The sequence below is a fragment of the Pseudomonas sp. GW821-FHT09H03 genome (genome assembly GCF_059415945.1).
In genome coordinates this window covers 266581-279827 of sequence record NZ_JBWKOF010000007.1, presented here as the reverse complement: position 1 = coordinate 279827, position 13247 = coordinate 266581, and the positions used below count along the sequence as shown (strand labels likewise).

The 13247-nt window shown below is 58.3% G+C and carries 17 protein-coding genes; 10 read left to right on the top strand and 7 right to left on the bottom strand.

Features of this window, described 5'->3' with window-relative positions:
• Nucleotides 1-82: 82 nt before the first annotated feature.
• From AC07OG_RS12640 to AC07OG_RS12630, 3 genes are all read left to right on the top strand, one after another.
• Nucleotides 83-550, top strand: coding sequence for a hypothetical protein (locus AC07OG_RS12640; protein ID WP_218425339.1), 468 nt, complete (start codon nt 83-85; stop codon nt 548-550).
• Nucleotides 551-1054: 504 nt separating this feature from the next.
• Nucleotides 1055-1948 (top strand): sensor histidine kinase, encoded by an 894-nt coding sequence (locus AC07OG_RS12635; RefSeq protein ID WP_495067190.1) that lies wholly within the window; start codon nt 1055-1057, stop codon nt 1946-1948.
• Nucleotides 1945-2604 (top strand): response regulator, encoded by a 660-nt coding sequence (locus AC07OG_RS12630; protein ID WP_495067169.1) that lies wholly within the window; start codon nt 1945-1947, stop codon nt 2602-2604. Before AC07OG_RS12635 ends, AC07OG_RS12630 begins: the two co-directional genes overlap by 4 nt.
• On the opposite strand, the gene yegS is transcribed toward AC07OG_RS12630, so the two are convergent.
• A complete protein-coding gene (gene yegS, locus AC07OG_RS12625) occupies nt 2601-3506 on the bottom strand; it encodes a lipid kinase YegS (protein WP_060540975.1) in 906 nt (301 codons plus the stop codon). The two genes, AC07OG_RS12630 and yegS, sit on opposite strands and share 4 nt — an antisense overlap.
• A 226-nt stretch (nt 3507-3732) precedes the next feature.
• Here yegS and AC07OG_RS12620 point away from each other — a divergent pair, with 226 nt between their 5' ends.
• Nucleotides 3733-4044, top strand: coding sequence for a hypothetical protein (locus tag AC07OG_RS12620; RefSeq protein ID WP_495067168.1), 312 nt, complete (start codon nt 3733-3735; stop codon nt 4042-4044).
• 62 nt (nt 4045-4106) lie between these two features.
• Here the strand turns inward: AC07OG_RS12620 and AC07OG_RS12615 are convergent, their stop codons facing one another.
• The gene (locus AC07OG_RS12615; protein ID WP_495067167.1) at nt 4107-5333 is read right to left on the bottom strand and encodes a molybdopterin molybdotransferase MoeA; all 1227 of its coding nucleotides are present in this window, start codon (nt 5331-5333) and stop codon (nt 4107-4109) included.
• Complete coding sequence (moaB, locus tag AC07OG_RS12610) at nt 5317-5856, bottom strand: molybdenum cofactor biosynthesis protein B (RefSeq protein WP_060540972.1); 540 nt, start codon at nt 5854-5856, stop codon at nt 5317-5319. Before moaB ends, AC07OG_RS12615 begins: the two co-directional genes overlap by 17 nt.
• Nucleotides 5857-5937: 81 nt before the next feature.
• Here moaB and mobA point away from each other — a divergent pair, with 81 nt between their 5' ends.
• Nucleotides 5938-6540 carry a molybdenum cofactor guanylyltransferase MobA gene (gene mobA, locus AC07OG_RS12605; RefSeq protein WP_495067166.1) on the top strand — a complete coding sequence of 201 codons (603 nt, stop codon included), beginning with the start codon at nt 5938-5940 and terminating at the stop codon, nt 6538-6540.
• A gap of 74 nt (nt 6541-6614) precedes the next feature.
• Nucleotides 6615-6836, top strand: a complete 222-nt coding sequence (locus AC07OG_RS12600; protein WP_060540970.1) for a YgdI/YgdR family lipoprotein — start codon at nt 6615-6617, stop codon at nt 6834-6836.
• Nucleotides 6837-6921: 85 nt separating this feature from the next.
• Here AC07OG_RS12600 and AC07OG_RS12595 read toward each other — a convergent pair whose 3' ends face one another.
• From AC07OG_RS12595 to AC07OG_RS12585, 3 genes are all read right to left on the bottom strand, one after another.
• A complete protein-coding gene (locus AC07OG_RS12595; protein WP_218425335.1) occupies nt 6922-7812 on the bottom strand; it encodes a pseudouridine synthase in 891 nt (296 codons plus the stop codon).
• A 70-nt stretch (nt 7813-7882) separates the two neighbouring features.
• Nucleotides 7883-8200, bottom strand: coding sequence for a hypothetical protein (locus tag AC07OG_RS12590; RefSeq protein ID WP_060540968.1), 318 nt, complete (start codon nt 8198-8200; stop codon nt 7883-7885).
• 167 nt (nt 8201-8367) lie between these two features.
• Nucleotides 8368-8604, bottom strand: a complete 237-nt coding sequence (locus AC07OG_RS12585; RefSeq protein ID WP_060540967.1) for a glutaredoxin family protein — start codon at nt 8602-8604, stop codon at nt 8368-8370.
• A 207-nt stretch (nt 8605-8811) separates the two neighbouring features.
• Between AC07OG_RS12585 and AC07OG_RS12580 the strand changes: the two genes are divergently transcribed.
• Nucleotides 8812-10524 carry a cation:proton antiporter gene (locus tag AC07OG_RS12580; RefSeq protein ID WP_495067165.1) on the top strand — a complete coding sequence of 571 codons (1713 nt, stop codon included), beginning with the start codon at nt 8812-8814 and terminating at the stop codon, nt 10522-10524.
• A gap of 1 nt (nt 10525) precedes the next feature.
• Here AC07OG_RS12580 and AC07OG_RS12575 read toward each other — a convergent pair whose 3' ends face one another.
• Nucleotides 10526-11734, bottom strand: coding sequence for an ammonium transporter (locus AC07OG_RS12575; RefSeq protein WP_060540965.1), 1209 nt, complete (start codon nt 11732-11734; stop codon nt 10526-10528).
• A 325-nt stretch (nt 11735-12059) separates the two neighbouring features.
• On the opposite strand from AC07OG_RS12575, the gene AC07OG_RS12570 reads away from it, so the two are divergent.
• From AC07OG_RS12570 to AC07OG_RS12560, 3 genes are read left to right on the top strand one after another with little or no spacing between them, the layout of a single operon-like run.
• The gene (locus AC07OG_RS12570) at nt 12060-12374 is read left to right on the top strand and encodes an ElaB/YgaM/YqjD family protein (RefSeq protein WP_060540964.1); all 315 of its coding nucleotides are present in this window, start codon (nt 12060-12062) and stop codon (nt 12372-12374) included.
• 1 nt (nt 12375) lies between these two features.
• The gene (locus tag AC07OG_RS12565; protein ID WP_060540963.1) at nt 12376-12765 is read left to right on the top strand and encodes a phage holin family protein; all 390 of its coding nucleotides are present in this window, start codon (nt 12376-12378) and stop codon (nt 12763-12765) included.
• On the top strand, nt 12762-13106 hold the full coding sequence (locus AC07OG_RS12560; protein ID WP_060540962.1) for a hypothetical protein: 345 nt from the start codon (nt 12762-12764) through the stop codon (nt 13104-13106). The genes AC07OG_RS12565 and AC07OG_RS12560 overlap by 4 nt, the downstream gene beginning before the upstream one ends.
• The last annotated feature ends 141 nt before the right edge of the window (nt 13107-13247 follow it).

Below are 13247 nucleotides of genomic sequence, written 5' to 3'. Positions count from 1 at the left end.
TGACTGACAACGGCGAGGTCCCGACCGTCCTCCTCGACACACACGACATCCCCTCATTTGACATGACGTTGTGGAGGTAAGTATGCCGAACGAACGTACACAGTGGGCTCAGCGGCTCCCGGAGTTTCTCGTCGAGGCTGAAACACTCCTGGCCAAAACCGAAGAATGCCTCAGCCACCTGCAATTGATCAGCAACGACAGGGACGCCATCGACTGCATGCTCAACACCCTCCTGAAGCTGGCCAACAAGGCTGATGCCTTGGCGTTGGCAGCCGTTTCGGAGTTTTCCCTGCACATCCATGACCTGCTCAACCACGCCCAGAATCACATTAACCTGCATGACGAAGCGCTGAGCGCCCTGAAAGACTGCCTGACCCTGATTGCCTGGCAGCTCGAACTCATTGACCAGACCACTGGCCAGTTGAGTCTGGACGACAGTGAACAGGTGACCCTGATCGAAGCGTTTGCCGTTCAGGTGGGACAAAGCGGGTTTCAACCGGTCAACACCAGACCGCTCGCCCTCGTTTCCTACTCGGAACTGCACGCCTGAACAAACCCGGCTACGCCATGGTTGTGTATCCGGGACGTCGCAATTGCTATGAAATTCGCGTTCGAACATGTCGCAATTGGATACTTCATATCCATGAACGACATGTGTGAACAAACAACTATTACTTTCGGTAGTTGCGTGTCCATCAACGTCCAGGGTTCTGCCTGGCAGCAACTACTAAAGACCGCAAATAGCCAACCAGCTCATCACACAGTCATGCGTTCCATTTTGGAACCGGCATCCAGGCCAGCCAAAAGCCAGACTATCTGAACAACTATCCCACCGCGACCGACGGTATCTTAAGTGCTATTATGGCGCTTATTAGTTGACGCCAATTATTAGCAGTGTGAATTCAGGCCAGCACAGCCCAAACCAGGCTCATGGCTGATTTGCTGCCGAGAAAGTGTGCCCCGTTGAAGTCGACGCTCCACCTAACAAAAACAGAGACCGTCAATCAGCATGACCGGTCTGCCCGTCAGCGAACACCCAATGGCTCCAACCGCTATGCACGCCAGCCTCAAGTCAATAACCCTGCGGCCGCCCAGCCGGGAAAATGCGTGCAGGCTCACGCTTTTTCTATGCATCTGTTCGAGCCTCGGCAGCCTGCTGATCTACATTCGGTCATTGCAGTTGCCCCTCGGGCTTCTGTCGCTCGACATTGCCGCCTTGGGCGGTGTCTGGGTGCAATACCTGCTTTCGCGCAAGTCCATCAAGTTTGAGCCGCAAGAACTGGCCGACCGGCTGCTGCAAGTTCAGGAAAGCGAACGTCACCGATTGAGCCGCGAACTGCATGACGATATTGGCCAACTACTGACAGCGGCAAAGCTGCAAAGCGAATGGCTCAAACGCCGGATGCCCGAGGACCTTCAGGGGCAATGCTCGCTTCTGTGCGAGACGCTGGAGGAAACACTGGCCAAAGTTCGCGATGTATCGGCCATTCTCAATCCCCGCCAGTTGGCCAGCCTGGGCCTGGAAGCCAGTCTGCGCGCACATCTGCTCAAGACCCTGGCCAATACGCCAGTGCACTGGAGTCTGGAGTGCCAGCAGCGCTTGACCGGTATACCGGAAGAAATGGCCGTCGCTGCTTTCCGAATCACCCAGGAAGCGGTTACCAATATCCTGCGACACGCCGAGGCGAAAAACCTGCTGGTCTGTCTGCAGCGCCTGCCACAAGGCCTGAAGTTACAAATCAGCGACGATGGTCGAGGCTTTGCACCTGCCATCGACCCAGGCCGTGAGGGACAACGCGGGATGGCCGGGATGACGGAAAGGATTGATCAACTGGGCGGCACGCTGACCGTTATCAGCGAGCCCGGCAAAGGCACTCAGATCGAAGCTCTATTTCCCTGGGCGCCTCGTGCGCTCGAACGGGCCAGTCCGAATAAGGTTATGCATTGACTTGTAATTTACTTCTGGTGGATGACCACTCGCTGATCAGGGCTGGCATGCGTGCCCTGGTAATGGATCTTCCCGGATATGCGGTCATCGGCGAAGCCAATGACGGCGCGCAACTGCTCGAAATGGTCGAACAGTTGTCCCCGGATATCGTGCTGCTGGATATCTCCATGCGCCAGACCGGTGGCCTTGAAGCACTGCTACAGCTCAAACGAATCTGCCCGCAGAGCAAGGTGCTGATCCTTTCGATGCATACCGATCCCGCGATCATCATGCAGGCACTGGAGTCCGGAGCCCATGGCTACCTGTTGAAGGACACGACGGCCACCGAACTCGAGCACGCGCTGGAGGCCCTGCGCAACAACGAGCGCTATCTGAGCCCGGCCATCGCCCATACCGTCATCAATCAGGCGTTGATCCGCAATCAGAAACACCCGCCGCAGGCCGCCGACTCGCACAATCTGACGGCGCGCCAGCTGGAAATCCTGCGCCTGATTGTCCGCGGCAAATCCACCCGGGAAATCGCCAGCGGCCTGTACCTGAGCGTCAAGACCGTCGAAACCCACCGTTCACAGATCATGAAGCGCCTGCAGATTTTCGATGTCGCCGGGTTGGTACTTTTCGCAGTACGCGAACAGATCATCAGTCTGGACGACTAGTCGGCCTCACCCGTACTCAACAACGGCGAGCGCTCGGGCAGATGCACGAGCAGCGCCGCCGGCCGCACCGCAAACCTCAGGCTGTCGCCCTCCAGCGGTTCGCCATCAAGATTGATGAAAAGCCCCTCCGACACCTTGATTTCAACCCATGGCAACCGGGCGCGTACAAACATGCTGTCGATGCCAAAACCTTCGGAAAGCAGATTTTTCAAGGTGCCGACGACTTCCTGCGGCGCAGGCAGGATACTGATATCGAGCAACCCGTCATCCACCAGCGCCTGCGGGCACAACACCCGCCCTCCGCCAGCCTGACGCCCGTTGCCGATGCCGAGTGCGAGCAGATCGCCGCTCCAGTGGAAATCCGGCCCCTGCAGCTCACCATAAGCGGCATGCAACTCAGCGAAGCGTGAAAGACCGGTAAACAGATAGGCCGCGCCGCCGAGGACTTTCTTCAAGTCTTCGGAAGTGTTCGCCGTGACCAGACTGCCAAAACCACCTGTGGCCATGTTCAGGAAGATCTGCCCGCCCACCTCCCCAAGGTCGATGGCAGTGGGCGCGGTGTCCATAAGTTCCAGGGCCTGATCGGGCTCCAGGGGCACCCCCGCTGCGCGCGCGAAATCATTGGCAGTGCCCAGAGGCATCAGCACCAGGCTGGCCTTGGTCGATTGCGACGCCATGGCCTCGGCGATATCGCGCAGAGTGCCATCACCGCCACCGGCAATGATCTGTCGATATCCGCCAGCCAAGGCCTCCTCGACCAGCCTTTGCGCGTCCCCGGCCTCCCAGGTCAATCGAACGGCCACCTCCCAACCTTGCTCACGCTTGCTTTCGACCGCCTCACGAACCGCGTCGTTGAGCGCCTGCTTGCCATGCAGAATCAATAAGGCCTTGCGCTCGCTCATCATTGTCGCTCCCGGTTTGAAGGGCATCCGGAGAATGTTGACCACGAAGCGCCCTATAAAAGTTGCAAAAAAAACCAATAATTTGCATTTGGGCAAATGTGGAAATATGGATGTCGAGATTTTTCTTACAAAACGTGAGGAATCGGCTCAATTGACCAAAAATCGGGATTAGTACACTTTGGTCCCAAGGTTTTAGTCATCAGCAAAATCAATACAAGGATGTGCAATGCAAAACCAAACCAACAGGTCACCGGTGATGCAAGTTTTAACACCTGCAGAAAAACGCCCCGACCATCACGACCAGCCCGGCAACAATGGGAAAGCCACCGAAGAAACAGCGCTGGAGCCTCGCATCGTTGAACTGGAAACTCGACTCAGATACATATCCAGAGATGTGGATGAGTTCCATGATGACGTCAAGTCAATCAAATACAGGCTGGCCTATTCCGCTGGCGGAACCGCCGTTGTTCTCGGGCTCCTTGGCTGGATCGCCAATAGCCGATTCGAGCAGATCATTTCATTGATCCTGAGTCATTGAGCGACCAGAAACGCTAAACCCGGTTCAATCACCGGGCTTGCGTGAAAAGGCGGCGGCCACCATCAGTTGAGGACTTCACTCAGTGGAATGAAGTTGACGATATCGCCCTGCACCAGCGTGCGATCCTCAAGTACTTCAACCAGACCGTCCGCCCAGGCGGCACTGCGCAGTACGCCGGAGCTCTGGTTTTTGTAGATGATTGCCTGACCGTTTTCCATGCGCCCGCGTAAATACTCCCGTCGATTGCCGGGAATCGGCCAGTCAAAGCCTGCCGGCACTCGCACCTTGAGCGGTTCGGTGTCGTTTACGCCTTGGCGGCGCAGGAGATAGGGTCTGGCCAACAAGGCAAAAGTCACTAGCGTCGATGCCGGATTGCCCGGCAACCCAATCACCGGTACGCCACGAAAATGCCCGAATGTCAGTGGTTTCCCCGGTTTGATGGCAAGCTTCCACAGAGACAACTCCCCCTCCTCGCGCAAGGCGATGCCGAGAAAATCCGCCTCACCTACCGATACGCCACCGGTCGAGAGAATCAGGTCGACGTCCTGCAATTCACCCAGTCGGGTACGGGTGGTTTGCAGATCGTCCGGAAGAATTCCCGCATCGACGACTTCACAACCCAGGCGCTGCAACCAACTGCAGAGCAACACTCGATTGCTGTTGTAAATCTGCCCAGACCCCAACGCCTGTCCCGGTTCGATCAATTCATCTCCGGTGGACAACACCGCAACGCGCACTTTGCGAACCACTTCCAGCCCGGCACATCCCAGGGAAGCGGCCAACCCCTGCTCTATGGGCCCCAGACGCGTGCCAGCCGGCAGCACCAGCTCACCGACGGTAGTTTCCTGGCCTTGGGGGCGAATGTTCTGGCCCGGTTTCATGGCCTGGATGAAACGCACTCGCTGATCCGCCTGGACCTCGGCGTTTTCCTGCATCTCGACGCAGTCGGCACCGGCGGGAACCGGTGCACCGGTGAAGATTCGCGCGCAGGTTCCGGGCTGCAAGGGGTCGGGAGCCTGCCCGGCAAAGATCTTCTGACTGACCACCAGTGGCTCGCCAGCCCAGTCGGCCGTGCGCAAGGCGTAACCATCCATGGCGCTGTTGGGCCACGGCGGCAGATCAAGCGTCGACACCAGGTCTTGCGCCAGCACACGTCCTTGAACCTGAGCCAACGGCAAATGCTCACGCTCGACAATTGGCGTGTCATCGGCCATTTCGAGCAAGCGTGCCAAGGCCACCTCGACCGGCATCAGGCTGCCGGTCTTGCCTGGCTTACCCACGGGATTCACAGGCTGACGCCTGCTTCAAGTGCGGTACGAAATTGCATGGGCGATGCCGCGCATCCAGCTGTTCGGCAAGTATGCCGTCCCAACCGGTGCGTACTGCATTGGTCGACCCCGGCAGGCAGCACACCAGCGTGCCATTGGCCAGGCCAGCCAATGCTCGCGACTGAACGGTCGAGGTGCCGATGTCCGCCACCGATATCTGGCGGAACAGCTCGCCAAAGCCATCGACCTGCTTGTCCAGCAGGCAACTGACCGCTTCCGGTGTGCTGTCACGCCCGGTAAAGCCGGTGCCACCGGTGATCAACACCACTTGCACAACATCATCGGCGATCCAGGTGGCAACTTGCGCACGGATCTTGTACAGGTCATCTTTGAGTATCACCCGGGCAGCCAGGTTATGACCGGCAGCGACCAGCCGATCGACAAAGACCTGGCCCGAGGTATCGGTTTCCAGTGTGCGGGTATCACTGACAGTCAGCACCGCGATGTTGAGCGGTGCGAAAGGTACATCAGCCTTGGCTTTCATAGGCTCGTCCAGTTGTAGGAGAAACAGCCCGGTGTTATATCACAGCGCCCCGTTTTTTCGCCGCCTGCGTGGAGACTTGCAATGACCACCCGTACGAATTTATTGACTTGCTCCATTTTGCTCCTGGCGGGCGGTCGTGGCCAACGCATGGGCGGCCAGGACAAGGGGCTACTGGACTGGCAGGGCGAACCGCTGATTGCACATCTGCATCGTCAGACCCGCCCTCTGACGGACGACCTGATCATTTCCTGCAACCGAAACCCGCAGCGGTACGCAGCCTATGCCGATCAGTTGGTCCATGACGATGAAGGTGACTTTCCGGGGCCGCTGGCCGGTATTCGCGCGGGCCTCAAAGCCGCGCGTCATCCCCATCTGCTGGTGCTGCCTTGCGATGTACCGCGCGTCGATGCGGCCCTGCTGACCAGCATGCGCGAATCCGCCGGCCAACACCCGGACCAGCCGTTGATGCTTCGCCATGACGAACACTGGGAGCCGCTGCTGTGTGTGATACCTGTAGCGCTGCGGGCTGAGTTCGACAAAGCCTGGAACGAGGGTGAGCGCAGCCCCGGCCGACTGATGCGCAAGCTCGGTGCGACCGCCTTGACATGCCCTGACAATGATCCTCGCCTGGCCAACCTCAACACGCCGCAGCTGTTGAGCACTCACCACACTGTGTCAAACTGATACCCAAGGAACTTGCTGGCGCTGTATACGTCTCAAGTTCAGTAACCAAAGAATTCATATTCGGAGACACACTCATGACACAACGGACCCTCGCCACTTTCATGCTTGCACTGGGCCTCGCCACCCTCGCCGGTTGCGCATCGCCAACAGTGATCACCTTGAATGACGGTCGCGAAATCCAGGCAGTCGACACCCCGGACTTCGACCAGGATTCCGGTTTCTACGAGTTCGAACAGCTCGATGGCAAGCAGACGCGCATCAACAAGGATCAGGTTCGTACCGTTAAGGAGCTGTAATTCCTACGAGACGCCGGATACAGAAAAGCCCGCTGAATGCGGGCTTTTTCATGGCTGGAGAAAGCAGATCGTCCAGGGTTGATGATCACCATTGCAAGGTGATTTCGCTCTCGAACTGCCTTTCCTGACCTGTCACCGGGTCGATAAACTTCAGCCCCTGGGCCAGCAGCTTCAAAGGATTGGCGTAGTCATCTTCTGCATCCTTGAGTACCTCGGGGTAAAACGGATCGTTGCAGATACCGGCTCCCAATGCCGACATGTGCACCCGCAGCTGATGCTTCTTGCCCGTCACCGGGTAAAGCCCATAGCGCCACAGATCTCCGTGCGTTTCCTTGACCTCGACAGCCGTCTCGGTGTTGCTCGCACCCGGACCTTCCTGCATGCGGAAGAAAGGCTCGCCATCGATGAGGCGGCTTTTGTGAACCAGCGGAAACGAGTGTTGAGGCAAGGCCCGGGCGATGGCCTCATAGCGTTTTTCGATCTGCCGGGTCGGGAACAACGACTGATAAGCCGAACGACTCTGGGGGTTGGCGGAAAACAGCACCAGGCCTGCGGTGTGCCGGTCAATGCGATGCAGCGGTACCAGATGCGGGTTGTCCAATCGACGGATCAAGCGTCTTAGCAGAGTCTGTTCAACGTATTCACCTGCCGGTGTCACCGGAAGGAAATGCGGCTTGTCGGCCACCACCAGGTGCTCGTCCGCATACAGAATCGACTCGATCACCGGGATCGGTTTTTCGTCCGGCACTTCGCGAAAATAGTGAATCCGCAAACCTTCCTTGTAGGCGAGATCCAGGGCGATCGGCTGGCCGTGCCCATCGAGGACACGACCACGAGCGATTCTATCCAGCCACTGTTCACGGCCAATGGCGCTGAAGTGCTCGCACAGGCATTCGAGAACGGTCAACCAAGGCCCCGGTGGCAAATACAACGTGCTGGCCTGACTCTTTGCCGCGCAAAATGATGAAGTGGACATACGACGCTCTAACCCTCAATGCTGAGCGCCATTATCCAGCAGCGGCGTGAACGAGCCTAGAAGATAATCCTCAGGCCGAAATCTGCGTGCGCGCCGCCGCTTCGGTGTATTCCTTGAGCCAGCGCAACACATCGACCGCTTCCCAGCGAGCCGGGTCGTACAATGCATACAACAGACCCTGATAGCCCACGACGTCCAGTTGCCGGTGATAGCCAGCCCGCTGAAACAGGGCCTCGATCTCTGCGAAGCAGGTATTGAAATGGGTTTTGTTGAAGGGCGTCTTACCCTCGGTCACCAGGCCATCCAGACGCAACTCATGGACCGCCTCGCTGACCACGTCCGCAGACATCCGGTTCACGCTGTTCTTCAACTGTTCGACATTGACCACGACTGATCCCTCTCTCGCCCGGCCTTGCCTGCGCATTCCTGACGATCAGGAGCCGCAAACCGGGTATTGCGAATAACTGTATGCACATACAGTATCCGAACAACACCGGTTAAGCCAAGGGTATCGATCATAAAGTTCGACAGACGGGAGCACCGCCAGCGCATTGCTCAGAGCAGGAACGCCACCAGTTCATCGGCACTGAACGGCCAGCCCAGCTCTGCACCGGTATCAACCCGTCGCAGCACAGGAATGCGCAAGCTGTAAGCCTCGAACCAGGTTTCGTCGTCAGCGATATCCACCAGTTCCACCAGCAGGCCGCGCTCGACGAACTCCATCAGCATGGCTTCGGCGACTTCACACAGATGGCAACCAAGGGTGCCGAACAACTGACATTCAGGAAGCATGAGCGCTCAACCAGAAAATTGAGTGACTATTCTAGGCCTGCCCCGAAAAACCGTCGAGCGGTTGAATACTCCCTGCGCCACCATCAAAGGGTCGGGGCGAACAGAGATATCCTGACGCACATCAGTTGCCACTGCCGTCATTTACCGGATGCTCAGGGTTTATTTGCCTCTACGCTTGTAGAGCAGACTTATTCACCGGGGTGATTAGTGTTCAGCAATCTATTGATCATCTTTGCCTCTTCCCTGGTGGTCATCGCCCTGTTCCAGCGGCTTCGACTGCCACCGGTACTGGGCTATCTATGCGTGGGGATGCTGATCGGGCCGGCCGCCTTCAACTGGGTCAATAGAAGCGAAGAGCTGCCGGACCTCGCAGAGCTGGGCGTAGTGTTTCTGTTGTTCTCGCTCGGACTGGAGTTTTCCCTGTCGAAAATGCTCGCAATGCGCCGGCTGGTGTTGGGTCTTGGCAGCCTGCAGATGCTGGTCTCGGCGCTTGTGCTGGGCGGATTACTGATGTTGCTCGGCATTCCTTCCACACCTGCCATGCTGCTCGGCGCCGGCCTGGCGCTGTCCTCTACCGCCATTGTCAGCAAGGAACTGGGCAGCCTCGGCGAAATCTTCAGCAGCCATGGCCAGAATGCCATCGCTGTACTGTTGTTTCAGGACATCATGGCGGTGCTGTTGCTGACCCTGGTCCCGGTGTTCGCCGGCAGTAGCGAGCAGCTCTGGTATTGGGCGCTGCCACTGACCCTGGGCAAAACCGTCGTGCTGTTCGTCGGCCTGCTGCTGGCCAGCCGCTGGTTGCTTCCGCGCCTGTTCCATGAAGTGGCGGCAGCCCGCTCACCAGAACTGTTTGTGTTGCTGGCATTGGTGATTGTGCTGTTGACAGCCTCCCTGACTCACTTGCTCGGCCTGTCTGCGGCCCTGGGGGCATTTCTTGCCGGCATGTTGTTGGGTGAAAGTCATTACCGCCATCAGATCGAAGCTGACCTGCGACCGTTCCGCGACATCTTGCTTGGGTTGTTCTTCGTCAGTATCGGCATGTTGATCGACTTGCAGCTGTTTACCAGCCAAGGCCTGCTGATTCTCGCCCTGACTCTGGGCTTGATGTTGATCAAGGGCTGCGTGGTTGCGCTATTGCTCAAGTGGCGCGGCAGCGACAGTGAAACCGCGTGGCGCAGCGGCCTGGCCTTGGCCCAGGGTGGAGAGTTCTGTTTCGCCTTGATGGCGCAGATGCAGCTGCACAAATTGATGCTCGGCGACCTCGGTGGCCCGTTGCTGTCTGCGACATTCTGCTCGATGTTGTTGACTCCGTTGCTACTGCGCGCAGCTCCACATATCGCCGCTCGCCTGCACCATAAATCCAGCGAAGAAACCAAACTCGAGGAAATCAGCGCACTCAGTGCCGGCCTGCACAACCATGTGGTGATCTGTGGCTATGGCCGCGTCGGTCAAGCAATCGGCCGTTTGCTCAACCATGCCCGGCAACCCTACATTGCTCTGGACAATGATCCCGTGCGAATTCAGGAAGCCGCGGTCGCTGAAAAATGCGTGCATTACGGCGACTCCCGACGTCGTGAATTGCTGATTGCCGCAGGACTTGAGAGGGCAAAGTTGCTGGTAATCGCTGTCGACCGCACGGATGTGGCGCTGCTGATACTCAAGCAGGCACGCCGTTGCCATTCGACCGTACCGATCCTTGTGCGCACCCGTGATGACAGTCGCCAGGCCGAACTCAAGGAGGCCGGCGCCAGCGAAGTCGTGCCTGAATTGCTGGAGTCCAGCCTGATGCTCGCCTCCCAGGCATTGATCCTGTTGGGTCTGTCCGACCAGCAGGTGCAAGTTCATGTCGATCAGGTGCGACGCGACCGCTATCGCCTGCTGCATGGCTTCTATCCGGGCGCCACAGATGAAGAGACCTGACTCAATCCTGACTCACGGCGCCGATCTTGTGAATCGACAGGTCCGCGCCGTAATACTCCTCTTCCTGACTCAGGCGTAACCCATGCAACGCCTTGATCACGCCATACACCGCAAAGCCACCGGCCAGCGCCACGCTCACGCCAAGTACAGTGCCCAGCAACTGACTGATCAGGCTGACCCCGCCCAGGCCGCCCAAGGCACTCTGGCCGAAAATCCCGCAGGCTATGCCGCCCCACGCGCCACACAGACCATGCAACGGCCACACACCCAGTACATCGTCGATGTGCCATTTGCCCTGGGCGGCGGTAAAGCACCAGACAAACAGTGCCCCGGCGATGGCCCCTGTGACCAGCGCACCCACCGGGTGCATCAGGTCCGAGCCGGCACAAATCGCCACCAGCCCTGCCAATGGACCGTTATGCAGAAAGCCGGGGTCATTACGACCGACGATCAATGCAGCCATCGTCCCGCCGACCATGGCCATCAGCGAATTGACCGCCACCAGCCCGCTGACGCCTTGCAGAGTCTGCGCACTCATCACGTTGAAGCCGAACCAGCCGACGATGAGAATCCACGAACCCAGCGCCAGAAACGGAATGCTCGAGGGGGCGAATGCAACCAGGCGGCCGTCGCGATAACGGCCATTGCGCGGCCCAAGCAACAACACCGCCGCCAGTGCCAGCCAGCCGCCCATGGCATGGACCACCACGGAACCTGCAAAGTCATGAAAGCCGGCACCGAAGCGTTCAAGCAACCAGGCTTGCAAGCCGAAGTTGCCGTTCCAGACCATGCCCTCGAAGAATGGATAGATGAAAGCCACGATCAGCACCGTTGCGCACAGCTGCGGGACAAATCGGGCGCGCTCGGCAATGCCCCCGGAAATGATCGCCGGTATTGCCGCGGCAAAGGTCAGCAGAAAGAAAAACTTCACCAGCCCATAGCCATGGTCGGCATTGAGCACAGCGGCCGGTTGCATGAAAGTCACACCATATGAAATCCAATAGCCTATAAAGAAATAGGCCAGGGTCGAAACGGCAAAATCGCTGAGGATTTTCGACAGCGCGTTGACCTGGTTTTTTTGCCGAACCGTTCCGACTTCCAGAAAGGCGAAACCGGCGTGCATGGCGAGCACCATGACCGCACCGATCAGAATGAACAGTGTGTTGGAACTATGGACCAGACTGTCCACAGCACTTTGCAGGTTTTCCATCGGTTGGCAGACCTCAAGGCTGAAAAAAAGCACCAAAGCAGTTCGCGGCAGCGCTCCATGCACCATGTTGCGGCCTCACGCAATCAGGAGGTTCAACCGGTTGAACCGATTTGGCGCACATATGCTGTCCGGACAAAACATGGCCCGCACGGGTGTCCGTATTCGGATTCCGGTACTACGGTTTTACTCAAAGCATGCCCGGCAATAGCGCAACGGCGTAGCTGGCGCACCACGAGATAGCAAAAGTTGTACCAGTCATTTGTACTGAACCTTCATTCAAGGCTCATACTCGAACGATTCAGAAAGCCACCTATGGAGATCCCACATGGCCAGCATCAAGGCAAAGACTGCTCAAGAAATCCTGATGAACGACTTCCAGACTCTGGTCAGCGACACCGAACGCCTGCTGGAGCACACCGCCACCCTGGCCGGTGATCAGGCTGATGAGTTGCGCGAGCAGATCCACGACAGTCTGCTGCGCGCCCGCGAAACCTTGAAATTGACTGAAGACTCCCTGCGCGAGCGCGGCCAGGCTGCCGTTACCGCAACCGAAGACTATGTTCAAGCCAATCCATGGCAATCGGTCGGGATCGCGGCCGGTGTGGGTTTCCTGATCGGCCTGCTGGCCAGCCGGCGCTGATATGGCAATCGGTGAATCCGGCCCGTCCGTGACGGGTACAAGCGCATCATCGCGGCGCCTGGGTGCCGCTTTCCTGGGATTGCTGCACAGTCATGTCGAACTGTTCGGTATCGAACTGCAAGAGCAAAAGGCCCGCACGGTAAGCCTGTTGCTGTTTGCGGGGCTCGCGCTGGTGTTCGCGCTGCTATTGCTGGTGGGGTTGTCGGGACTGGTAATGATCCTGTTCTGGGACACGTATCGCCTGCCCGCCATCATCGGCCTCTGCGTGTTTTATGCGCTCGCCGCGATCTTCTGTGCAATTCGCTTGCGAGCTGCGATTTACGATGAATCCTCACCCTTCCATGGCACGCTCGAAGAGCTGGCCAACGATCGGGAGCGCCTGCTGCCATGAACCTGCCAGAACTGCCACGCAACAGCACGCGCGCAGAAATGCGCAAGACACTGATCCGCCTGCGCATGGAAATGCATCGCCAGGAAATCCGCCATGAATCCCGGCAACTGCTGGAGCCGCTGCAACGCATGCGCGGGATGACGCACAACCTGCAGGAGGGTTTCGGCATCAAGCACGCGCCACTCTGGGGCGTGGCCGCCGTCACTTTGCTGGGATTCCTGACCGGCAAGGGGGCAAAAAACGCTGGCGGCATCAGCACCCTGAGCCGTCTGGTTCGCCTGGGCAATACCCTTGGGCCGCTGATCAAACTGGTGATGCAAGGTTCTTCGCACAGAAACTGACCAGCAGGTTCGACCTGCTTTTCTACCATGGCTGCCAGATGCCTCCTTCTGCCGAGGGGGGCATTGCGGTGTACATGCCCGGGCGGCAGGCACAAATCTGCGGCTCATCGCCTCGACGCTGGCCGGTTACCGTTGCGCTTG